General features: G+C 57.1%; 24 protein-coding genes. 9 read left to right on the forward strand and 15 right to left on the reverse strand.

All coding sequences use genetic code 11. The annotated features are described in order from the left end of the window. The 3 genes from ACESMW_RS14875 to ACESMW_RS14885 all read right to left on the reverse strand — a co-directional run. Positions 1-284: MaoC/PaaZ C-terminal domain-containing protein (locus ACESMW_RS14875; RefSeq protein ID WP_372987803.1), on the reverse strand; the 284-nt coding region annotated here is incomplete at its 3' end. Positions 285-316: 32 nt separating this feature from the next. Next, positions 317-772: a CopD family protein gene (locus ACESMW_RS14880; protein WP_372987804.1), complete on the reverse strand. Its 456-nt coding sequence runs from the start codon at positions 770-772 to the stop codon at positions 317-319. Positions 773-838: 66 nt separating this feature from the next. Further along, on the reverse strand, positions 839-1,867 hold the full coding sequence (locus ACESMW_RS14885) for a GlxA family transcriptional regulator (protein ID WP_372987805.1): 1,029 nt from the start codon (positions 1,865-1,867) through the stop codon (positions 839-841). 161 nt (positions 1,868-2,028) lie between these two features. On the opposite strand from ACESMW_RS14885, the gene ACESMW_RS14890 reads away from it, so the two are divergent. Together ACESMW_RS14890 and ACESMW_RS14895 are read left to right on the forward strand one after the other, a co-directional pair. Then, positions 2,029-2,595 carry an OsmC family protein gene (locus ACESMW_RS14890; RefSeq protein WP_372987806.1) on the forward strand — a complete coding sequence of 189 codons (567 nt, stop codon included), beginning with the start codon at positions 2,029-2,031 and terminating at the stop codon, positions 2,593-2,595. 131 nt (positions 2,596-2,726) lie between these two features. Then, positions 2,727-3,548 (forward strand): zinc-dependent peptidase, encoded by an 822-nt coding sequence (locus ACESMW_RS14895; protein ID WP_372987807.1) that lies wholly within the window; start codon positions 2,727-2,729, stop codon positions 3,546-3,548. On the opposite strand, the gene ACESMW_RS14900 is transcribed toward ACESMW_RS14895, so the two are convergent. Genes ACESMW_RS14900 through ACESMW_RS14910 form a run of 3 tightly spaced genes read right to left on the reverse strand, consistent with a single transcriptional unit; the run spans position 3,545 to position 4,506 of the window. Next, the gene (locus tag ACESMW_RS14900; protein WP_372987808.1) at positions 3,545-3,895 is read right to left on the reverse strand and encodes a DUF3147 family protein; all 351 of its coding nucleotides are present in this window, start codon (positions 3,893-3,895) and stop codon (positions 3,545-3,547) included. The two genes, ACESMW_RS14895 and ACESMW_RS14900, sit on opposite strands and share 4 nt — an antisense overlap. Before the next feature lie 2 nt (positions 3,896-3,897). Continuing rightward, positions 3,898-4,128 (reverse strand): hypothetical protein, encoded by a 231-nt coding sequence (locus tag ACESMW_RS14905; protein WP_372987809.1) that lies wholly within the window; start codon positions 4,126-4,128, stop codon positions 3,898-3,900. A gap of 45 nt (positions 4,129-4,173) precedes the next feature. Then, positions 4,174-4,506, reverse strand: coding sequence for an SMR family transporter (locus tag ACESMW_RS14910; RefSeq protein WP_372987810.1), 333 nt, complete (start codon positions 4,504-4,506; stop codon positions 4,174-4,176). A gap of 318 nt (positions 4,507-4,824) precedes the next feature. Here ACESMW_RS14910 and ACESMW_RS14915 point away from each other — a divergent pair, with 318 nt between their 5' ends. Together ACESMW_RS14915 and ACESMW_RS14920 are read left to right on the forward strand one after the other, a co-directional pair. Beyond that, complete coding sequence (locus tag ACESMW_RS14915; RefSeq protein WP_372987811.1) at positions 4,825-6,144, forward strand: acetyl-CoA carboxylase biotin carboxylase subunit family protein; 1,320 nt, start codon at positions 4,825-4,827, stop codon at positions 6,142-6,144. Further along, the gene (locus ACESMW_RS14920; RefSeq protein ID WP_372987812.1) at positions 6,141-8,180 is read left to right on the forward strand and encodes a CocE/NonD family hydrolase; all 2,040 of its coding nucleotides are present in this window, start codon (positions 6,141-6,143) and stop codon (positions 8,178-8,180) included. Before ACESMW_RS14915 ends, ACESMW_RS14920 begins: the two co-directional genes overlap by 4 nt. A 10-nt stretch (positions 8,181-8,190) precedes the next feature. Here the strand turns inward: ACESMW_RS14920 and ACESMW_RS14925 are convergent, their stop codons facing one another. Both ACESMW_RS14925 and ACESMW_RS14930 read right to left on the reverse strand, forming a co-directional pair. Further along, the gene (locus ACESMW_RS14925) at positions 8,191-8,652 is read right to left on the reverse strand and encodes a methyltransferase family protein (RefSeq protein ID WP_372987813.1); all 462 of its coding nucleotides are present in this window, start codon (positions 8,650-8,652) and stop codon (positions 8,191-8,193) included. Positions 8,653-8,761: 109 nt separating this feature from the next. Beyond that, entirely contained in the window at positions 8,762-9,244 is a 483-nt protein-coding gene (locus ACESMW_RS14930) for an Lrp/AsnC family transcriptional regulator (RefSeq protein ID WP_372987814.1), read from the reverse strand. A gap of 130 nt (positions 9,245-9,374) precedes the next feature. Here ACESMW_RS14930 and ACESMW_RS14935 point away from each other — a divergent pair, with 130 nt between their 5' ends. Next, entirely contained in the window at positions 9,375-10,001 is a 627-nt protein-coding gene (locus ACESMW_RS14935; RefSeq protein ID WP_372987815.1) for a LysE family translocator, read from the forward strand. Between the two features lie 73 nt (positions 10,002-10,074). Here ACESMW_RS14935 and ACESMW_RS14940 read toward each other — a convergent pair whose 3' ends face one another. Then, entirely contained in the window at positions 10,075-11,145 is a 1,071-nt protein-coding gene (locus ACESMW_RS14940) for a hypothetical protein (protein WP_372987816.1), read from the reverse strand. Between the two features lie 81 nt (positions 11,146-11,226). On the opposite strand from ACESMW_RS14940, the gene ACESMW_RS14945 reads away from it, so the two are divergent. After that, positions 11,227-12,156, forward strand: coding sequence for a hypothetical protein (locus ACESMW_RS14945; RefSeq protein ID WP_372987817.1), 930 nt, complete (start codon positions 11,227-11,229; stop codon positions 12,154-12,156). On the opposite strand, the gene ACESMW_RS14950 is transcribed toward ACESMW_RS14945, so the two are convergent. The 5 genes from ACESMW_RS14950 to ACESMW_RS14970 form a co-directional block, all read right to left on the reverse strand. Continuing rightward, the gene (locus ACESMW_RS14950; protein WP_372987818.1) at positions 12,153-13,394 is read right to left on the reverse strand and encodes a Glu/Leu/Phe/Val family dehydrogenase; all 1,242 of its coding nucleotides are present in this window, start codon (positions 13,392-13,394) and stop codon (positions 12,153-12,155) included. The genes ACESMW_RS14945 and ACESMW_RS14950 overlap by 4 nt on opposite strands. Further along, the gene (locus ACESMW_RS14955) at positions 13,384-13,614 is read right to left on the reverse strand and encodes a GDCCVxC domain-containing (seleno)protein (protein ID WP_372987819.1); all 231 of its coding nucleotides are present in this window, start codon (positions 13,612-13,614) and stop codon (positions 13,384-13,386) included. The genes ACESMW_RS14950 and ACESMW_RS14955 overlap by 11 nt, the downstream gene beginning before the upstream one ends. 9 nt (positions 13,615-13,623) lie before the next feature. Then, positions 13,624-14,121, reverse strand: coding sequence for a GNAT family N-acetyltransferase (locus ACESMW_RS14960; protein ID WP_372987820.1), 498 nt, complete (start codon positions 14,119-14,121; stop codon positions 13,624-13,626). A gap of 127 nt (positions 14,122-14,248) precedes the next feature. Then, on the reverse strand, positions 14,249-14,635 hold the full coding sequence (locus tag ACESMW_RS14965; RefSeq protein ID WP_372987821.1) for a hypothetical protein: 387 nt from the start codon (positions 14,633-14,635) through the stop codon (positions 14,249-14,251). A 10-nt stretch (positions 14,636-14,645) separates the two neighbouring features. Further along, positions 14,646-15,107, reverse strand: coding sequence for a DUF2703 domain-containing protein (locus tag ACESMW_RS14970; RefSeq protein WP_372987822.1), 462 nt, complete (start codon positions 15,105-15,107; stop codon positions 14,646-14,648). A gap of 449 nt (positions 15,108-15,556) precedes the next feature. Here ACESMW_RS14970 and ACESMW_RS14975 point away from each other — a divergent pair, with 449 nt between their 5' ends. The 3 genes from ACESMW_RS14975 (at position 15,557) to ACESMW_RS14985 (ending at position 21,352) form a co-directional block, all read left to right on the forward strand. Continuing rightward, a complete protein-coding gene (locus tag ACESMW_RS14975; protein WP_372987823.1) occupies positions 15,557-18,361 on the forward strand; it encodes an AMP-binding protein in 2,805 nt (934 codons plus the stop codon). Between the two features lie 469 nt (positions 18,362-18,830). After that, complete coding sequence (locus tag ACESMW_RS14980; RefSeq protein WP_372987824.1) at positions 18,831-20,315, forward strand: hypothetical protein; 1,485 nt, start codon at positions 18,831-18,833, stop codon at positions 20,313-20,315. Next, a complete protein-coding gene (locus tag ACESMW_RS14985) occupies positions 20,312-21,352 on the forward strand; it encodes a succinylglutamate desuccinylase (protein WP_372987825.1) in 1,041 nt (346 codons plus the stop codon). The genes ACESMW_RS14980 and ACESMW_RS14985 overlap by 4 nt, the downstream gene beginning before the upstream one ends. 11 nt (positions 21,353-21,363) lie before the next feature. Here ACESMW_RS14985 and ACESMW_RS14990 read toward each other — a convergent pair whose 3' ends face one another. Beyond that, positions 21,364-21,843: a gamma-glutamylcyclotransferase family protein gene (locus ACESMW_RS14990; protein ID WP_372987826.1), complete on the reverse strand. Its 480-nt coding sequence runs from the start codon at positions 21,841-21,843 to the stop codon at positions 21,364-21,366. Between the last annotated feature and the right edge of the window lie 316 nt (positions 21,844-22,159).

Consider the following 22,159-nt stretch of genomic DNA (forward strand, 5'->3'; position numbering starts at 1 on the left):
GTATCCCCGAAGTACACCGGCTGCCGGAACCGGAAATTCATCCCGGAGGCGAGCCAGCCAATCTGACCGCCCACCTCGGTAATCATTCCGCCCACCAGCAAGCCGTGGCAGATGCGGCCCTGCAGGTTCTTTTCCCCGGCAAAGCGATCATCGTAGTGCACCGGGTTGTGGTCCCGGCTGACTTCACCAAATGCCAGGGTTTCTTCTTCGATAAAAGTACGGGTGATGGTAAAGGAGTCGCCGGCCTTCAGACCGGCAATCGCCTTTTTGCGTATGGGTGACATGAATCCGGATCTCCGATCAACAGCAGCCTGACTCAGAGATACCGGCCACCGGCACCGATCGCCACCACGATCAAGCCCAGGATCAGGTTGGTACCCACCAGCTTGCGGATCTGACCAACCTGGCGTCCGCCTTCCTGGGGATCCTTGTTGGCGACAGCCTGCTTGAGCCGCCGGAAAGGCGCGAAATACACGTGAAAGTACAACAGCATCATCACAATCCCCAGCCCCTGCATGGCATGGATATGCCAGCCGGCACCGGCCATGCCACCGAACACGCTGAAGATCATCCAGTAACCGGTCACCAGCAGCAGGATCACAGCCGCCCATACCCACTTGAAGAATCGGGACAGGGTATGGCACCAGAGTACACCGCGCTGGGACGCCTCAATTACCTCGACCACCGCCGGCCGCATGGCCATGTAGGCGAAAAACATGCCGCCGACCCAGATAACGGCGGAAAGCACGTGCAAAGCAACAGCCAGACTCATAAAACGACTCCCGGAAGATAAATATGTGTGATGAGCATAAGCGCCGACCGCCTTAAAGCCAACCTGTCATTCAGAAAGCACCGATTCCTCCAGAAGCGGCCGGAACAGGCGCCGGTATTCCCCGGGGGTGAGCCCGGTGAGACGTTTGAACAGCCTGCGGAAGAAGGAAACGTCCTCATAGCCTACCTCCAGGCTCACCTCTTCCACGGAGAGCTTGCCTTGCTCAAGGGCCCTTTTTGCCTCCTCGATACGCACATTCTGCAGGTAACCCATCAGAGAGTTACCAGTGGCCTCCTTGAACCGGCGCTTCAGCGTTCGCTCCGGAAGCGCCGAGGCCTCAACCAGCCGGGGAATGGCACCCGGCTCCCGGAAATGCTCCTTCAGCCACTCCTCGCATTTGCGAACAGCAGAGTCTGCGTGATGGGTTCGGCGAACCAGCCCCGTGAACGGCAGCTGGCCTTCTCCATGCCACTTGAGCAGATACACCTTGGCAATACGGAGCGCCTCGCCAATTCCGACATATCGGGCAATGATATGAAGCGCCAGGTCATGCCAGGAGGTTGTTCCTCCGGCGGTCACCAGCCGGCCACCAGGATGGGCGTACACCAGGTTGCTCTCCGGGCGGAAATGCACCTTCGGATAGCGGGTTTGGAACAGCTCCTGGTAGCCCCAGTGGGAGGTTGCCTCGCAGTGATCCAGCAAGCCGCTTTCTGCCAGCAGCACCGAGCCGGAGCAGGCCGAATAGATGGTCATGCCGGATCGGTAACGGCGTTTGATCCAGGCCATCAGGGCGTCGTACCGGCCACTGAGATCTTCCGCCGGTCCGAGCCAGATTTCCGGCAGGATCAAAAGCTCACCGGCAGGCTCATCGTCGATGGTGCACGCGGGTTCCACCGGAATGCCGTGGCCGCAACGAAAGGACGCGGATTGTATGGACACAATCCGGACATCGAAGGGTTGATAAGGAACGGCGTCCCCTACAAGGGTCTGCCAGATATTTCCGGTGGCCATCAACACATCCACCATTCCGTAAAGCGCTGACCCGGCGGTTTCCGGTAGCGCCAGAATCAGGACTTTCGTCTGTTTCGGCCCCATTTTCAGGCCCTCCCGACATTTCGTGGCATGAATGCCCTCTTTTTGTCAGAAGTCCATCTGATCCCGCAGCCCCCAAACCCTTACTTTATACCCAGGCGCCGGATAAAGCGCCTCCCGGACTCCCCCGGGATCTCAACAACAATGAAGCAAGGTGAATGAACATGAATACCCAGGTACACATCCAAACCCGCAACGGCCTTGATCTGGTACAGATGGGCCAGACTGTTGAAGCCCTGAAGAACGATCCCGCTCTCGCGCAGTTCGAATTCCGGGCCCGCAACCAGTGGGTGAATGGCGGCGAAAACCGCTCCACCATCCGCGGCTTCTATGGCGCCGGCGCCGAGGACACATCCCGGACCGAAGACTATGTCTTCACCAACGGCGAGCCGCCCGTCCTGCTCGGCCACAACGAGGGCGCCAACCCGGTGGAATTCCTGCTGCACGCGCTGGCCGGGTGTGTCACCACCACCACGGTCCTGCATGCCGCCGCCCGGGGCATCACGATTCACAAGCTGGCCACCAAATTGTCCGGCAATATCAACCTGGAAGGGCTGCTGGCGCTGAACGACGAAGCCACCATCGGCTATGAAAGCATCCGCATCGTGATGGACATCGAGGCCGATTGCAGCGATGAGGAACTGGATGACCTGCTCAGCTTTGCCAGGGACCACTCCCCGGTCTGCAATACCGTCTGCCGGCCGGTGCCGGTGACTCTTCAGCGGGCCTGACCGACAACTCCGGGGCGGTCTCCGCCCCGGAGTTCCCGACCAGCTGGCCGAATCGACCTCACCTGTTCGGTGGGTAACGGAACTTTCAGGTATGATCGGTAGTAATTCGACGCCCATCCGGCAGGAGTTGTATGTCATCACCCCTGGTATTTGCCGTTTTTGCGGTCATCCTGATTTCAGCCTCGGTGTTTTACCTGTTTTTCTACCGAAGCTGGCGCCGCAAACGGGAGCTCAGCCAGCCCTTTCCCGAGAAGTGGCGAGCGGTACTTGAGCAGCAGGTACCCTTCTACCGCCGGTTGCCAGGAGCGCAAAAGGAGATCCTGGAACGCTTGGTTCAGCTTTTCCTGTCGGAGAAAAACTTTTACGGCTGCGACGGCTTTGATGTGGACGAACGCGTTCGACTGACCATTGCCGGCCACGCCTGCCTCCTGCTGCTCGGCCGCTCCTTCTCCCACTATGATGATATCCGCAGCATCCTGGTGTACCCGGATGTCTACCGCGTACAGCATGCCTGGGAACACGGCATGATCGTTCACGAAGGCGAGGAAGTGCGGGCGGGCGAGGCCTCAAGCCACGGGCAGGTGGTGCTGGCCTGGAGCGAATGCAAGCATGCCGCCAACGATTCCCACAGCCCGCATAACGTGATCCTCCACGAGTTCGCCCACCAGCTGGATTACCTGGATGGCTCCGCCGATGGCGCGCCTCCGCTCAGCGGCGAGCAGGCCAGCCATTGGCAGCAGACCATGACAGAGGCCTACGAACACCTGCAAAACACCATCGAGCACCACCACAAGCCCTGGCTCGATCCTTATGGCGCCACCGAGCCGGCGGAATTCTTCGCGGTACTGACCGAAGCGTTCTTCCAGCAGCCGGCACACTTGCGGCATGAGCAGCCGAAGGTGTTCCAGGCGCTGAGGGACTACTACCGATTCGACCCGCTGAATCCGGGCTAAAGACTGATCCCGAAGTGTTTCAACACGAGCACCATCACCAGATAACACAATGCGGTGATGCCAATTGAAACAATCAGGCTGAGATAGAAATTCATCCCCTTGCCGAGCAACAGGGGCAGAGCAATGAACAGCGCCAGGGAAGGCAGTACCAGCCAGAAAATGCTGGACGCCAGGTCACTGATCTTCTGAATATCCCCCGTATCCACATACAGCCAGATCATGGCGAGCACGGAAGTCAGCGGAACCGAAGCCAGAATGGCTCCGATCACGGAGCTGCGCTTGGCGATTTCAGAAATGAGGACCACCAGGACGGCAGTCACAGCCACTTTCGTGATGTAGTAAACCAACGTTACCCGTCTCCTTTGACACCCAGCCGGTCCAGATAAACGTGGAGCTCCTGCTCACTGATGTTCACATACTCCAGCACCCGACCATAGAGCATCACTGTGGGCACGTTGCGGCCGTTCAGTTCCCGCTGGGTTTCATTCAACACATACAGGATGATCCGCTCGGTGCGGGTCAGACCATCCCGCACATCCGGAATAGTTTCCAGCAAGGTATCCAGATCATCCTCTTTCACGGAGCTACTTGAACCTCATCAACCGGGCCCTTCGGTTCGATTGCATTAGTGGGCACTGGATTTTGACAGCAGACTGATGATGAGCACACCTGAAACAATCAGCGTCATCCCGATTACCGCCGGCAGATCCAGCCGCTGGCCAAACACCAGCCAGCCAATCAGCGCCACCAGCAGAATGCCCAGACCGGCCCATACAGCATAGGCAATACCAACCGGAATTGCCTTGAGCGTGAGCGACAGAAAGTAGAACGCGATAGCGTAGCCACCGACAACCAGAACGCTAGGTTCCAGTTTGGTAAAACCGTCACTGGCCTTCAGCGCCGAGGTTGCGAGCACCTCGGCGACGATTGCAATACCCAGGAAAACCCAGCTCTTCATTCTCAACAATCCAGCCGAACAAAACGCCTGACTTTATCTGTTGTAATTGGAATTGCCTACCCGCTTCACTTCGTTCTGATAACTTTTCTCTCCCGACAAAGAGCTTCTACGAAAAACTGTTCCGTGTGACTACCAGTGCCAGTCCCCGTCGGTTGCGGGAAGCCAAATGAGGCCAGAACGAATCTTGATCTATATTTAGACAAGGCGGACTTGTTGACGAGCTCGATGCGAAATTCAGGCTGGATAACCCGTGATCAAAATGCCGCAAGGACACTCGCAAGCACGTAGAGGGTGATTGAAAATGACTGAGCCGAGCTTATGAACAGAAACGACCATATAAAAAATATTTTCGTCGTCGGCTTCGATGAACGTCATGGAGCAGACCTGCTACAAATTCCGGATGCCTGCAGCTTTAATTTTCTCCCGCTACTCAGATCCGAAGAAATCGTTTACCAACAGAAATACGACATTGAAGAAATGCTGGACAAGGCGCGTGGCATCCTTAGGAATTTCGATGGTTCCATCGACGGGATGGTCTGCCACTGGGACTTCCCAGCCACGTCCATAACGGCAATCCTTTGTCAGGAATTTAATCTGCCATGCCCTTCTCTTGAGGCCATTCTCAAGTGTTCACACAAATACTGGAGCCGTACCGAACAACGCCAGGCTGCTCCCGAAAACACGCCCGACTTCTGCGCTTTCGACCCCTTTGACGATGACGCCCTCAGCAAGGTGACACTGGACTATCCCTTCTGGATCAAACCGGTCAAAGGCTATGGCTCACTGCTGGGCTTTCGCATCAATGATGCAGGGGATTTTCACCGGGCCATAGGCATCGTGCGTGAGCGCATTCACCGGCTGGGCGACCCGTTCAACACAATTCTTGCAAAAGCCCAGCTGCCCGAAGCAATCGCCGGAATCAATGGCAATTATCTGATCGCCGAGGAGCTGCTCCACGGCCTGGAGATTGCACCGGAGGGAAGTATTCAGCATGGCCAATACCGTGTTCACGGTATGATCGATATGGTGCGTGATCACAATCACAAAAGTTTCCTGCGCTACGAATATCCCTCAAAAGCCCCAAAGCAAATACAGCAGCGTGCCATCGATGTCGCCGGGCGCGTACTGCAACATATCGGGTTCGACAATGGCTGCTTCAATATGGAGTTTTTCTGGGACAAAGACTCCGACAAACTTCAGATCATTGAGATCAATCCCCGCATCTCCCAGTCCCACTCTTACCAGTTCGAAAAAGTTGACGGCATCTCAAATCACGAGATTGCCGTGCATGTGGCGGTCGGTGATGAAGCACACTTTGTTGAAGGTAAAGGGCCGTATAAACATGCCGCCAAGTTTTTGCTGCGGCATTATACGCAGAACGATGCGGTAGCAACCCGGGTGCCGACAAAAAAGGATCTGTCCCGGTTACTCAATGAACAGCCTGATACGGATGTCATCCTTAAGCTGAAAAAAGGCGAGCGACTGTCATCGCTAATCGATCAGGATGCCTATAGCTACGTGTTGGCAGAGGTGCATGTCGCCGCACAAACTACCCACGAGATGCTGGAAAACTATCACCGGGCCGTGGAATTGCTACCCTTTGAGTTTGAACCGGTGGATGAGGAGGCGTCAGCATGAGCCTTAAAACAGTGCATCCTGATTCCCTGCCCCACAGAATCGAAACGGTTGAAAATGTCTGGATTCCTCTGGCAGATGGCAGTCGGTTGGCAGCACGCCTATGGCGGCCGGTTTCGGCCCGGCAACAACCGGTACCGGCCATCGTGGAATATATCCCCTATCGTAAACGGGACCTGACACGCGCCCGGGACGCCATTACCCACCCCTACCTGGCCGGGCACGGTTACGCCTGTGTGCGGGTGGATTTGCGGGGTAGTGGCGACTCGGATGGCGTTATGATTGACCAGTACCGAGAACAAGAGCTGGATGACGGATTACAGGCGATACGCTGGATTGCAGAACAACCCTGGTGCGACGGCAATGTCGGCATGATGGGCATCTCCTGGGGCGGCTTTAACGCACTACAGATCGCGGCGCGGCGACCAGAAGCCTTGAAAGCCATCGTCACGGCCTGCTCTACCGATGACCTGTACACGGACAATATGCACTACATGGGCGGTTGCTTGCTGACCGACAACCTTTCCGAATCGACAACAATGTTTTCAGTGAACAGCTGCCCGCCTGATCCAGCAATTGTGGGCGAGCGGTGGCGCGACATGTGGCTGGAACGACTGGAGGGCAGCGGCCTTTGGCTGGATACGTGGTTGCGACACCAGCGCCGCGATCCATACTGGCATCATGGATCTGTCTGTGAGGATTATGCTGCCATTCAGTGTCCGGTTATGGCCGTCGGCGGCTGGGCGGACGGGTATACCAACGCCATTTTCCGGTTGCTTGAGCACCTTGACGTTCCGCGCCAGGGGCTGATCGGGCCTTGGGGGCACAAGTATCCGCACCAAGGCATTCCGGGCCCAGCGATCGGCTTCCTGCAGGAAACGTTACGCTGGTGGGACAATTGGCTGAAAGGCCATGAGACCGGGATCATGGCCGAACCCATGCTCCGCGCCTGGATGCAGGACAGCGTACCGCCTACCACATCCTATAGTGAGCGGCCCGGCCGCTGGGTAGCCGAAGAGGCCTGGCCCTCGTCACGCATCACCACGCGCCAGTTCAGACTCGCTCCCTGGCAGCTAATGGAGGAAAACGGACAGAGTAAGAAAGGCGAGAAGGTGGACATGCCCATCCAGTCGCCACTCAGTGTGGGCCTGTTTGCCGGCAAATGGTGTTCTTACACCGCAGCTCCAGACCTGCCTCACGATCAGCGCGAGGAAGATGGTGGCGCGCTGGTTTTTGAGAGTGCTCCTCTCACAGAGGACCTGGAAATTCTGGGCGCGCCGGTAGTGGAGCTACAGGTGGCCAGCAACCAGCCGGTAGCCATGGTAGCCGTAAGGCTGTCTGACGCAGCCCCGGATGACAAGATTACACGGGTGACCTACGGCCTCATGAATCTCAATCACCGCCAGGGGAGTGACCGACCAGAAGCACTCGTGCCCGGCGAATTCTTCCAGGTTCGGATACCAATGAATCATGTCGCCCAGGTATTCCCCCGGGGGCATCGGCTTCGCCTTAGTATCTCCACCTCCTATTGGGCGCTGGCATGGCCGCCGCCGGAAGCAGTGCGACTCACTGTTCGCTCCGGCAATTCCCTTCTGGAGCTACCGGTGCGACCTATAAGCGACACAGATACCGCCATAGGTTTTGAGCCGCCGGAGGGCACCCCGCCAATCGGTATCACACGACTTCAACCCTCGCATCACAATTGGCTGGTGCACCGGGACCTGGCCGAGGATTTGTCGATACTGGAAGTTATTCAGGACCTTGGAGAGTTCCGGATTGACGAAATTGATATGACAATCGCAGATTGTACGCGCAACTGGTACACCTACCGGGACGACGACTTCACCTCGCCAAAGGGGGAGACCAAAACCGAACGCCATTTTGAACGGGGTTACTGGTCCGTTCACACGCGCACACACACCATACTGACGGCAGATACAGAGAATTTTTACGTATGGGCGGAACTGGATGCATGGGAAGGTGAGAAACGAATTTTTTCCCGCGAATGGGACCTGAAGATTCCTCGCGACTTCACATAGTTTCTCTACCTTAAAGCCACCGACGGACCTGAGACATATAGTGCAGGTAGGCCTCCCCGAACAACGCCCGCATGTGCCGTTCCTCCGGCAGGATCTGGAAGCGGTTCATGTAGATAATGAATAGCGGCAACAGCAGGGCGGCAAAAACACTGCCCAGGAAAAGCCCCCAGGCGACAAGCATCAGCAAGAAACCCAGGTACATCGGGTTTCGGGTGTAACGGTATATCCCCTTTGTTACCAGACTTTCGGACTGATGCGGCATGCGCGGGTCCACAGTCGTTCCCGCAGACCTGAATTCCAGAACCCCTAGCAGAGCGATGCATCCCCCAACAGCCAGAACGGCAGCCGACAGCCAGAGTTTGCCGGGGATGGCTAGATAACCGGCCGGCAGAAGGCGAGAAAGCGCCCACATGGCGCCTCCGAAGAGAACCGTCATCAGCAGGGGTGGGACCTTGAGTTCGAGAGCATTCATGATGAATTTGAATCCAGATTTTTATTGACCTTTTCCCTGGCGTCATCGTCTACCGGGAAGAATAGGAGCTGATCGCCGGGGCCCCAAAGAAACAGCCCCTCTTGTTTTCTCACCCCGGCAGATGAATCAAAGGAAGCGGCGACTGAGGTTTGACGGTCTGGATCGCAAAGTTGCTTCGAATGTCCCGGACTCCAGGTAACTTGAGCAGTGTATTGGTCAAAAATTCCTTGTAGGCACGAAGATCGGGCACCATAACCTGCAACAGGAAATCCGACTCCCCGGACACCAGGTGGGCCATCACCACTTCCGGCAGAACGCTCACTGCCTCGCAAAAAGCCTCGGCTTCTTTTTCCTGATGGCGCTCCACTTTGATGTCGACGAACACGGTAAGCCCCAAACCCACTTTTTCCTGATCCAGGATTGCGCTGTAGCCCTTGATCACCCCGGATTCTTCAAGCAGCCGCACCCTCCGCGAGCAAGGCGACGGGGACAGGCCGATTCCCTCGGCCAGATCCGTGTTTGGCACGCGGCCATCCGTCTGCAGTGCCTCCAGAAGCTTCCGATCAAATCGGTCTAACTTATGATTTGGCATGAAAAGCCTCATTTAGGAAAAATTTAGCGAATAACACCAATCTTCTATTCTTTTGTGGCTGATAAAGCAACCATTCGCTAAGCAACGGACGGTATACTCAAGACTTCAATACTGGCAAGAGACACGGCCCATGGCTGACCTTCTACTGTTCCTGACTGCGCTCATTGCGATTTACCTTGCGCCAGGACCAGACATGATCCTGGTACTCGGCACCTCCGTGAGCAGTGGCCCCAGAAAGGCCATGGCCGTCGCCGTGGGCCTTGCCATTGCCCGGGGCTGCCATGTCCTGCTCGCGGCGGTGGGGCTTGCGACGCTGTTTGCGACTCACCCCTGGACCTACCACACGGTGCGATTACTGGGCGCGGCTTATCTGCTGTACCTGGGTTGGCAGTTCTTCCGGTCAGGTCATTCGCTCCATGATCAACCCCAGTCAGCGGCAGGCACTCTGCCATCAGCGGGGTATCTGGCTGGTTTCCGAAGAGGGCTGGCAACCAACCTGCTCAACCCCAAATCCCTGATCTTCTGCTCTGTACTGCTTCCGCAGTTCATCCACCCGGAACTCTCGGGCATTGCCGGACAATTCGCCATCCTGGCACTGATTCTGGTGCTGACAGGACTGGTCTTTGATTTTGTCTACGCGGTTCTGGGGCGGGCACTCTGGGCACTTACCAGCGGCAATGCCCGATACCGCAGAGCCCAGAACAACATCTTTGGCTGTCTGCTGACAGGCATCGGGCTAAAGGTTGCCCTGGATTAAATCGGGCTGGGTCGTATTGCCCAAGGATACGGGGGACAATGCTACTGACTGGTTCAGCCCAAACCGAAAGGACCTAGGCTTCTTCGATGCCTTGCAAAAGACGAAGTCGATCATGAAACGGTCCGTCCCCCATCAAATCCAGGCTGCGTGCGATACGCTGCCGATCCGCGTTTCTGGGCAAATGCTCAAGCGCCTCAAAAAACCGCTCGACCTGGTCGTCGCTGATTTGCCCGGCTAACGGGTGCCCCAGGCCCATGATGAACTTGGCACGCTGAAGATCTGCAAAATGTTTGGGGTCGTCCTGCATTGAACGGAAGATGGCATCGGTCGACTGCTGAGCCGCCGCGACCTCGTCCCAGTCCTCACGGGCAGCCGCATCCAGGATATGCAAATATTGGAAAACCGCCAACGACATCAGCCCCGATGTGATCCCGGCCCGTTGCCGACCCTCAGCGTCGAAACGAGGACCATCCCGCAGGGCACGGCTCAGGTGGGGATCCCAGCCCTGAACAATCTTCAGGCGACTCAGCGCCGGGTGCGCCAGGAATCGTGCGGTGCTCGCCTCGTAGTCAGTCTCGGTCACTTTCACGGCAACGATGTGTTCTCCGCCATCGCAACCGACCAGTTGCGCTGCGGAGCCGGCACTCAGCGGCAGGCCACTGACATCGGAGATCGAGTACAGTCCGATGGCCAATCCCCGGTCTGCGGCCGCTCCGATGATCGGCGCCAGGCTGTCGGTCACCTGCTCGTCGCTGGTCTGCCCGGTCAGGTCGGTTCCAGGGCGCACGAAAACCACCGGATACTGAAGGTCGGCCAGCAGGTCCAATAGCCGCTCATTGGCATTGATCCCGTCTTCCGGCCTCAGCAGCCCCATGAGCAGCATGTCGCGGGTGCTCGCCTCCGCGGCGCAACAAAACCAGGCGGCCAACTCATCCACGGTGCGCAGGTGCCCCTGCCCGGTGGACGAGGCAATGAGTGCAGCGGGAGCCCCGGCGGCGGCCAGGCGTTCGAGAAAGGTCTGTGTCCGGGTCTCATCCAATTGCCGCCGTGGCAGTTCGCCACGGGTGGGATCGAAGCAGGCCACAGTCGCCTGCGGGTAACAACCGATGGGATCGTTGATGAGTTCGGCGCTGCTCAGTGCCATGGGAACCTCCGTTTCCACCTTTTCCGGTGTGGTGTGCTAATAGTGAAGGATAGCCCAAACAACTATGGACAAGAGGCAGTGATGGATAACCTGGAACAGGCGCTCGAAGAACTCGGTCTCCCGGCCCATGACAACAATCAACTGCCATCGTCGGGACTCCGGTTCCCCGATGGCGGCCACTACCGCATCGAAATCTCCGGAGTCGAGCGTGTTTCCGCCCTGGAGGCGATGATCAAAGAGGCGGAGCGCCAAAAAGTACCGGTACATCGCATCATCGCGACCGTCGGTGGCGCGACCTATCTCACCCAGTCGGAACTGCGGGATTTTGCCCAACTGGCCCGGGAACAGAAGATCGAAGTAGTGATGACGCCCGGCCCACGCCGAAGCTGGGACGCCGGCCGCCAGATGTCCACCCCGGAGGGCCTTGTCTCGGGCATGCGCCTGCGTGGCATGGATGCCGTCCGGCACTGGCTGAAAGACGTCGAACGGTGCATGAATGCCGGATTCCGTGGATTCCTGATCACCGACGAAGGCGTGTTGTGGCTGGCCAACCAGCTACGCCAGAAGGGCGTCATCCCGAAGGACGTCATCTTCAAGCTCTCGGTCTTTGCCGGCCAGGCCAACCCGGCAGGCGCCCATGTTGCCCAGCAGTTGGGAGCGGATACCTTCAATCCACTCGCCGACCTGAGCCTGCCGATGCTATCGGCCATCCGCAGCAGTATCCAGATACCCATGGACGTATACCTTTGCCTGGTCCAGTCCATGGGTGGCTTCGTGCGTTTCTATGAGGCTGCAGAGATCGCCCGAATTGCGGCTCCCTGCTACTTCAAGATCGAGCCCGGCCCATCGGAGGAAACCATGTACTCACCGTGGAACCCGGACAGCTACCACAAAGACATGATGCGCGACCGGGTGAGCAATGCCGCCGTGGCGCTGGAGTTGATTGGCCGTGAAAACCCGGAGCTAAAGTGCTCGCCAACCGGCGGATCGGACCTGGCGATACCCCGCTAGCACCAGCCACGCAGGTGCATCGCCTCTTCGATCCGCTTGAGACCATTAATCCACGCGCCTAGCCGCACCGATTTCAGTTGGTGTTCGGCCGCCGTGGTCACAGCTTCCCGATAGCCCTTTGCCAACCGTTCCTGTCGCAGGCAGTTGATGGTATCGATATCCCAGTAATTATCGGAGAGGCCCTGACTGCGCTCCATCTGGCACAGATGTACACTACCGGCATTAGCCAGCACATCCGGCACAATGATCACGCCCCTTTCCAGCAGCATCGCATCGGCTTTTAACGTGGTTGGCGCATTGGCGGCTTCCACCACCATTCGGGCCTGGATCCGGTCCGCGTTGTCCGCGGTAATCACCCCCTGAACCGAGGCAGGCACTAACACGTCGCAGTCACATTCCAGCGTCGCTTCGCTGGTTATCGGTTCGCTGCCGGCAAAGTCCGAGACTTTTCCAGTGGACTTTTTGTGCGCCAGCAGGGCCGGAATATCGAGGCTGTCGTTCGAATAAACGCCGCCACGGCTATCGCAAACTGCCACAACATCACAGCCGGCCTCGTAAAACATGCTCGCCGCCACCGACCCGACCTGGCCGAATCCCTGGATAGCCACACGGGCATTTTCGATGTCAAAGTCGGCCTGCTCGGCGGCTTCCCTGAACACATCGAAAACCCCACTCCCGGTCGCCTCAAAGCCCCCCAGCGAACCGCCGAGGATAGGTGGTTTATCATTGACTGCGGCTGGCTCATGGTAGCCGGTGACTGACTCGTATTCGTCCAGCATCCAGCTCATGGTTTGCAGATCCGTACCGATGTCCGCACCGGGCACATCGTAAGCCTGCCCTCTCGGACGCAGGTAGCGAATATAGGCACGGCAAAGTGACTGGAACTCCCTATCACTCAATTCACGCGGGTCGGCCACGATGCCACCCTTGCCGCCACCGGCCGGAATTCGGCCAGCCGCGTGCTTGATCGACATGATCATCGCGAGCGATTTCACCTCATCCAGGTCGAGATCGGGGGAAATACGCGTCCCATCGCGGCTCGGCCCGAGGGCATCGTTATAACGGACACGATGGGCATCAAACACCCGAAAACTGCCATCGTCCATTTTCATTGGAATGCGAAACGTCACCACACGCGCCGGTGCGGCAAGAAACTCAATTACATTGGGGTCAATCCTGCCGAGACGGCCAGCCTCACGAAGAATCTGCCCGCTTTCATCCAGAAAATCATAATCCATGGCGTTCCCCTCCACACACAAAGAGACCTTGCTGAACCGGCGGGCACGCCACGGTGCCGAATGAGCAGAACACACAGCAGTCGCCCGGCTTCGGCTTCAACAACGCCTTGCAGGACTCACACTCGTAGAAATACTGGCAGGCATTGGTGGGCATCACTTCCGTTTTCTGATGACCGCACTCGGGACAGGTGATGGTGGACTCCAGAATGACCTCTGCCATGGTTGCCTCCTATGTCATCCGGTATACACGGACTCTCCATCCACTGTAGTCGGTTTCATGAAAGGAGGTGAAACCGCACTTTTCGAGCACCCGGATCGATGCCTTATGAAGAGGCGAGACAATTGCGACAACTGATGGGAGTTTACAGGTGGTAAAACCGTAATCCATTACCGCCTTCACCGCTTCAGAGGCGAGCCCCTTGCCCCACTGATGCCGGGCAAGGCGGTATGCAATCTCCACTTCTTCCGTGCCATCCACCGTGGCATGGCTTAGTCCACAGAACCCGATGAGCTCTCCGGATTCCTTCACGATTATCGCCCACTGGCCATAGCCGAACTCTTGATAACAGCTTCGACACCACTCGATGAACCTGGCGGTATCCGCTTCGGTCATCGGGCCCTTGCTTGAGAACTCCATAACGGACGGGTCACCAAGAATCCTGCTGAGCGCTGGTGTATCGGCCTTGTCGAACTCTCTGATCAGCAGATTGGGGGTTTCTATCGACATAGGAGTCCTTACCGATCGGTTTGCAGGCGTTGTCACGTCGAGCCAGGAAATAGCCGCGCCAAAGCGGAAGAGGCCTTACAGCTGACAATAGCGGGAGCTTTGGGAATGCAAAAGAGGCCGGCATTTGTCACCTGGAACCACAGGGATCTGATGGCAAATCGTCTTCCAGAATCCGCTGCCACGCACGAGCTTCTTCCCGGGAACCAAAGTGGCCCCGTAAGCTACCGTTATCGACAGGAACCCACATCGTGGCCCGAGTAAACTGGCGACCGTTCACCTCAATGCGGATTGTTCTTCTGACATTCGCTGCGGTGAATGCTTCAAAGCTTGCGGCTCCGGCCTCTGTCAGCCGGACATGAACTGGCCACCCGCCCTGGGCTATTGGCTCACCCACCGCGGATTCCTCCACGAAGGGCGCGCATAAATCAAACACCGGTTCAGCTTCTGCGTTTACAAAACCGGATAAACACAGACAAAGCGCACCGAAATACCACGATCGAACGGAAAGTTTCATTTGTGCTCCCCTATGATGAGGGGCAACAGCCACCGCTATCTTTCGGTGCGCATGCGGCAGGGCCACACCCTTCCGGGAGTTCAGCGTCGAGCAGCTGTGCACCCGCCATGAGTCCAGCCTTCATGATCAGTTGAGGGGGAATCGCTTCGTAGGTCTCTCCGCCGACCATCACCGTCCGGCACTCTGCGTCACCGCAGGTAGAACAGCATTGGCTCTGGCCAGTCGTTGCCGACAACCACTCTTCGAGCGGCTTGGCGCCAATCCAGATACGATTGGATTGCAGGGGATCTTTATCAAATGTGACACGATCGACGGTCTGCTTTTCCAGAACGACGTCCATCTCTAATTCCCTGAGGGCGCGCTGAAGCTTGTGAACAGCCCCCTCTACAGCGCTTTCCGTAGCGCCGCAGCGGTCGCAGGTTCTCCCCTGGTCATCGACCAGGCGCTGCCACCGAATAGTCAGTGTTTTCATCTCATCCCTTCCTCTCATGCCGTTTCTCTATAACTTGGCGCAGCCCAAAGTAGTCAGCAACGCCACGGCTATCAGCATGCGCTCCTTGCCTCGATTTATACAAGCCATTATCTGTTCCGAATCTGTACTTGATTTCTTCCCATGCTGAACAGCTTGATACCGATAGCAATGAACCAGATCTTGAAAAGAAGCCACCACCAGAAGTAGCCAATACCGACAACAGGGAAAAGCAGTAAGGCAATAAAAGCCGAGATTGAAGTCAGAATCCCAAGGTACGCGATCTTTCTGTCAGGAACTCGATATCCCGCTCTGGCTGGGCGACAGCCACGATCCCAGGAATGAAGCGGTCTTGTTAGAGCATACTCCATTCTTAACTATAATCGTCAGTGAACCTTGTGTCTGGAGGGACCATGACGCATCCGGGAAATCAACGAAGCACGGAAGAAGACATGGCAGATGCTGTCTCGGAAACCATGGCCGAGGCGATCCCGAAAAACCGGGGGCGGCAACCCGAAGTCACCATGGACAGCAGGCTCGACAGCGATCTGGGCCTGGACAGCCTGACCCGAGCTGAATTGCTGGTAACGGTGGAGCGGAAATTCGGGGTTCAGCTGCCGGAACAGCTCCTCAGCGAGGCGGACACACCCCGTGACATTCTTGATGAGGTCATGCGCCTCAAGGACGAGAAACCAGAGAAGAAATCCGAAAGTAGCCGGGTGGAAGGTAAAGAGACCGAAGCCGCTCTCGACGCCGGGAATGAAAACCGTGACCATTTCTCCGTTCCCGATTTTGAAACCCTGCAGGAAGCACTGAGCTGGCATGCACGGGAGCACCCTCATCGCACCTACCTTCACTGGATAAAGAGCTACGATGATGTGAGATCCCTGACCTTCGGGGATCTTCACAAAGGCGCCCTGAGAGTCGCCAATGGCCTGTTCCAGCACGACATCGAGCTGCGGAACACAATAGCCCTCATGCTCCCCACCAGTCACGACTACTTCTACGGTTTTTTTGGCGCGCTCTACGCCAACGCCATACCTGTTCCCCTGTATCCGCCCATAAGGGCCTCAGAGATCGAAGAGCATCTGAAAAGACAGGCCGCGATTCTAAACAATGCACAGCCCCGGGTCATGATCACCGTGCCAGAAGCCAAAAAGCTCGCCGCCGTGGTCAAAGGCATGGTGCCGTCCCTTGAGCATGTATTGACGCTGGATGAAATCTGGGCAAACCCCTTGGACCGGCCAGTAACGGGGGTCAAAGGCGACGACATTGCCTTCCTGCAATACACCTCAGGCAGCACAGGGAACCCCAAAGGCGTATGCCTAAGCCACGCCAATCTTTTCGCCAATATAGGCGCCGGAAACGAGGTGATCCAGGTGAATCAGGGTGATGTGTTCGTAAGCTGGCTACCCCTGTACCACGATATGGGCCTGATCGGCACCTGTCTGTCCAGCCTCTGGTATGGCTTGCATCTGGTAATCATGTCGCCACTGCTTTTTCTCACCAGACCCCAGTGCTGGCTCTGGGCCATTGACAGGTTTGGCGGCACCCTCTCGCCGTCTCCCAATTTTGGTTACGAGCTCTGCCTGAAACGAATCCATGATGAAGACATGGAAGGGCTGGACCTGAGCTCCTGGCGTGTAGCCTTCAACGGCGCCGAGGCGGTCAGCCCGGACACGGTGGCACGTTTTATCGAACGCTTCAGCAAATGGGGGTTCAGGGCCGAATCCATGACACCTGTCTACGGCCTGGCAGAGAACTGCGTGGCGCTGACCTTTCCCGAGGAGCCCCGGGGGCCCGTCATCGACTACATTGACCGTGACAGATTCCAGAAAGACGGGGAGGCAAAACCGGTTTCCAACGGTGACAAATCCGCCCTCAGATTCGTGTCCTGCGGCAAGGCCATTCCAAACCATAACATCCGGATTGTGGATGATGACGGCAACGAACTGGGCGAACGACAGGAGGGTAACCTGCAGTTCACCGGCCCCTCGGCGACCTGGGGGTATTACCGGAATGAAGACAAGACGGAAGCGCTGTTTGACGGCAAGTGGCTGAATACCGGAGACAGGGGCTATATCGCCGATGGCGAACTCTACCTGACCGGCCGCAACAAGGACCTGATCGTCCGGGCTGGCCGCAATATCTACCCAGGTGAAATCGAGGAGGCCGTGGGCGAGCTTGACCTGGTCCGGGCCGGCTGCGTTGTGGCTTTTGCATCGGGAATGGGAGAAAGCGAAGGGGAAAGGCTGATAGTGGTCGCCGAGACCCGTGAAAGGGACCAGAAAAAACTTGACGAGATCAAAGATAAAATCCACCGCATCGCTATGGATTCCCTGGGAATAGAGGTGGATGAGGTCCTCATGGTTCGTCCCCACACAGTGCCAAAGACCTCCAGCGGTAAACTGCGACGCAACGACTGCCGGCTCCGATATGAGCGAGGTGAACTTGAGCGCAAAAGCGAGCCCGTGTGGCGGCAGCTGGCCAGGCTGATCGGTGGCACCTGGAGCCAGCAAGGACAGCGTAGCCTGAAAGGCGCTGCCCGCTGGCTCTATTCAGCCCGGAGTTGGACGGTGCTGGGAGTGATTTCGGTACCGGTATGGCTTCTGGTCAATGTCCTTCCGGGTCTTCCGCTGCGCTGGCAGATAGTCCATCGGGGTGCCAGGTTGTTGGCCCTGTTCACCGGAACCCGGCTGAATGTGGAGGCAGCCGAAAGACTCAGGAAACTTCCGAAGGGCTGTATCATCGTTTCCAACCACACCAGCTACCTCGACTCTCTGGTATTGGCCGCACTGATTCCCGTGCCGGTGAGCTTCATTGCCAAGGCGGAGCTGATGAAAGTTCGCGGCCTGAAGCGTTTTCTGACGCGCATGGGGATTGAACCCGTGGATCGCGCAGACGCTCAGAGCAGTGTAAGTGATTCAAGGCGGATTGCCGCGAACACCAAAAACCGCCGGCTGGTATTTTTCCCGGAGGGGAGTTTCGATGCGGCACCGGGCCTGCGACCCTTCCACATGGGTGCATTCATGACGGCAACTGTGCTGAAAGAAAAGGTCATACCTCTTGTCATCAGAGGTACGCGGCGCAAGCTTCCCGCGGACCGCTGGAATCCGAGGCCCGGGCCGGTGAGCGTGGTCATGGGTGAACCGATCCAGCCCGAAGGTGATGACTGGAAATCGGCGGTCCAGCTGCGGGACCGCGCACGGAAAGCCATACTTGAGATCAGCGGCGAGCCGGACCGGTTACTCCGCTAGTAGCGTTGCCGCTACTTGTTAAACGTTTTCGGCCCGCATACTGCTGCGATTGGTTATGCAGGCTCCTCAGAAGGCCCGACCCAGAACAGTGGATTGTGAGCAATTTCCCATAGATAGCGGTCGGGGTCAGAGAAGTAACGTGCGTAGCCACCCCAGTCGGTCTCCGGGCGGACTTGGTGACCAGAGCGCCAAAAGCTCAACTTTTTCCTTATTGAAGAAATGAACGATGAAGCTACCGACTTCATACAGGTCCTCACCCCGGTGGATTCCCGTTCCATAGTCGGGATCGCCGGTGTGCCGGACGGTATAAATGTGAAGGCCGTTGGGACGCAATACTCGCCTGACTTCCGCAGAAAGGAATTCCAGCTCAGCCGTAGTCAGAGCCATGCAGTACAACATGTGCGAGAGGCTGGTGCCGGGCGCATCTTCCACTACTATCAAAGTAAGTCAGTGCTAGAGATGACTTACCGTGGGACTGTCGATCAAAACAACAGAATTTGCGCCGGAAGAGTTTGAACGGTTTGCAGCCAAGGTCCGGACCGACCTTACGGCACTCACTCGTCTTCTGAACCGGCCCGGCTTTGGTGAGGGAGAGAGCTCCATTGGCGCCGAGGTCGAATTCTACATCGTAAACCGTGATCTGCACGTTCAACCCATCAACACAGAAATCGCCGCCAGCGTTCAGGACCCCCAACTGACCGTTGAGCTCAACCGCTTCAATCTCGAATACAACCTCAGCCCCCAGGCTTTCAGGGGAGATCCGTTTGCCAAAACAGAGCAGGAGCTGCTCGCGGCCATCCGGCGAATCAACCAGCACGCCGCACCACTGGATGGGGAGCTGGTACCGATCGGCATTCTGCCCACACTTCGCCAGTCCGATATGGGCGCGCATGTGATGACAGACGAACCCCGCTACCACGCTCTATCCAGGGCGCTGATCAAACAACGGGGCGAGCCATTCAGCATCCATATTGGTGGCAACGATGTCATCAATCTGGAGGCCGACGACGTCTACATGGAAGGGGCCAACACCTCGTTCCAGCTGCACTGGCGTGTACCCGCCGACCGTTTCGCCGATTATTTCAACGCGGTCCAACTGGTCACGCCGATTGCCCTGGCCCTGGCCAGCAATTCGCCCAGCCTGTTTGGCCACCACCTCTGGGACGAAACCCGGATTGCCCTGTTCAAGCAATCCATCGACAGTCGCTCTCCCAATTATAAAACCTGGCGCCACCCGCCAAGGGTTTATTATGGCAACGGCTGGGTACGCAGCGCCTGGGAACTGTTTGCGGCCTCCGCATCGCTGTATCCGCCCATCATTCCTCTGATGTCGGATGAAGATCCCATGGCGGTGATTGATCGCGGAGAGGTGCCGAAACTTTCCGAGCTGCGCCTGCACCAGGGCACCACCTGGCCCTGGAACCGGGCCATCTATGATCATGCAGACGGTGGTCATCTACGCATTGAGATTCGCTCCATGCCTGCAGGTCCGACTGCCGTCGATATGTGTGCGAACGGACTGTTCATAATCGGGGCTGCGTTGGCCGTGCTCGATGACATCCGTCATCTGACGTCGATACTCCCATTCCATTACACAGAACACAATTTCTACCGCGCCGCCAAAGATGGCATCGGCGCAGAAATCATCTGGCCGCACAAGGATCAGGTTCAGTTGCAGGATACGCCCCTGCTAACTGTGGCCCGTGAGCTGCTGCCCCGCGCCCGGGAGGCATTGCAACAAACAGCCGTGGACGACGCGGAAATTCACCGCTTGCTGGGAGTCATCGAAGGCCGCATTGAAACCGCCATGTCCGGCGCCCGGTGGCAGCGCCATATCACCGAGTCTTTATTCAGGTCCCTGAGCCCCGATGAGGCATTCAGGACTATGCTGTCACTTTACATGGCCAACCAGAAGAAAAACCTGCCGCTCCATGAATGGACACTGTCGCCGTGAGCAACTCGAACGTACTTGATTACCTCAATAACCCGTCACCCCAAACGCTGGGCCGCTCCCCCCTTGAGTGGCTGGACCGACTGCACAAGCCCACGGTTGTGCGTGTTGCCGGCCGGGATCGCTCCCGTACCCGAGCCATGGCAACGCTGCTTCACGGCAATGAGCCTTCAGGTCTGTTTGCGCTTCACCGGTGGCTGATGGAGCAGCACACGCCCGAGGTCAACATGCTGTTTCTGCTCGGAGGCGTCTATCCCGCAAAAATTCCACCAGCGTTTTCATTTCGCCAGCTGCCCGAAGGACGCGACCTCAACCGGTGTTTCAAGGAACCATTCGAGGGAGAGGAAGGAGCCATCGCACAAGCCATGCTGGCAGAGCTTCACAAGGCGCAACCTGAATGCCTGCTGGACGTGCACAACACCTCGGGCACAGGCCCGGCCTTCGCTGTGACCATCACGAATGACGCTGCCCATCAGGCGCTGACCTCTCTTTTCACCGAGCGCCTCATCATGACGGATCTTCGCCTGGGTGCGCTGATGGAATATTCAGAACAGGAGGTACCCACGGTAACCATCGAGTGTGGCGGGGCCGAGGATGATCAGGCCCATGAACTGGCGTATGAGGGACTCGTTCGGTATACGTCGAGACCCGACGTGTTGTCACTGGAAACAGCGGAGTGGGAGGTCGCCGTACTGCGAAATCCGATCCGGGTGGAGCTGGCGCCTGAAGCGACCATCGAATACCGCCTTGAGCCGAGCGGTCAGGCGGACCTCACGTTTCCGCCAGACATCGAACACCGCAATTTCGGTATTGTTTCCCCGGATGAGCCTCTGGGATGGATTGGAGAAAAAGGCCTTGGCATACTTACGGCGATCAGCCACAACCGGACCGAGAATATGGAACAGGTTCTTCGGGTCAAGGATGGGCAGATCTACCCTGCCCAGGCCCTAAAAGCCTTCATGATTACCACCAACCCGGTTATCGCGAAGAGTGACTGTCTGTTCTATGTGGTCAAGGCAACGGGCGAACCGATTTTTTAACGGTATATTGCTCATTCCCTTGCATCCCTTTCTCTATCGGGATCTTCCCGGCTCTTTGTGGCTAACACGGCATTGAGGTAGTCGTCTGGAACCCCAATTTCTCTCGCGCCGTAGATGACGTGATACAAATACCAGGAGTAAGGCCGCAAGGATGGATCGGTGTCAGTTGCATAATAGGTATACGCTTCAAGGGAATATCCCTGAACGTCAGTTACCGTAACCCGTTTTTCTTCATAGCCGAAGCCCAACCCCTCAGCGTTATCCAGCGGGCCTTTCTCGCAAGCCGGTATTTCGAACAGTGCACCAATTATGTAGTCATCGGGATTACCGGTGAACAGCGCATCGCATTTTGCCGAACCGTCTTTTCTGCTGAATTTATGAAACCGGAGAGAATGCTCAACAAGCACGAACATACCGATTCGCTCGGCACTGGGGACCCTCGCCTTCAATCTTGGGAGTGACATGTTTGATCCGTAGGCAAAATACTTCACGCTGTCTCCGTGCGGTTAATGCCAAGGTGTGACGGCCGTAGCTTCTTTTTTGGGCTTGCCAGACAACGGCACAGGTAAAAACTGTCGAAATCACCTTTTACCTCAAAACTCACAGTGCCGCACAGACAAGAACCCAAATGATCAGTCATTAGAACTCCTTCCATTGCCTGGTTAGGCTTCTTCATCCTTCGGACCAACCCAAAAGAGGGGGTTATGCGCAATCGATGGGCGTCCCGGGGATGTTTTTCAGAAGCTCGGCATTTGTGGGGTACTTCTCAAGCAGCTCAACCAGCCTTTTTGTGCCCTCGAGCGGTTT

The organism is Marinobacter sp. (assembly GCF_041690455.1).
In the GTDB taxonomy this organism is placed as follows: Bacteria; Pseudomonadota; Gammaproteobacteria; order Pseudomonadales; family Oleiphilaceae; genus Marinobacter.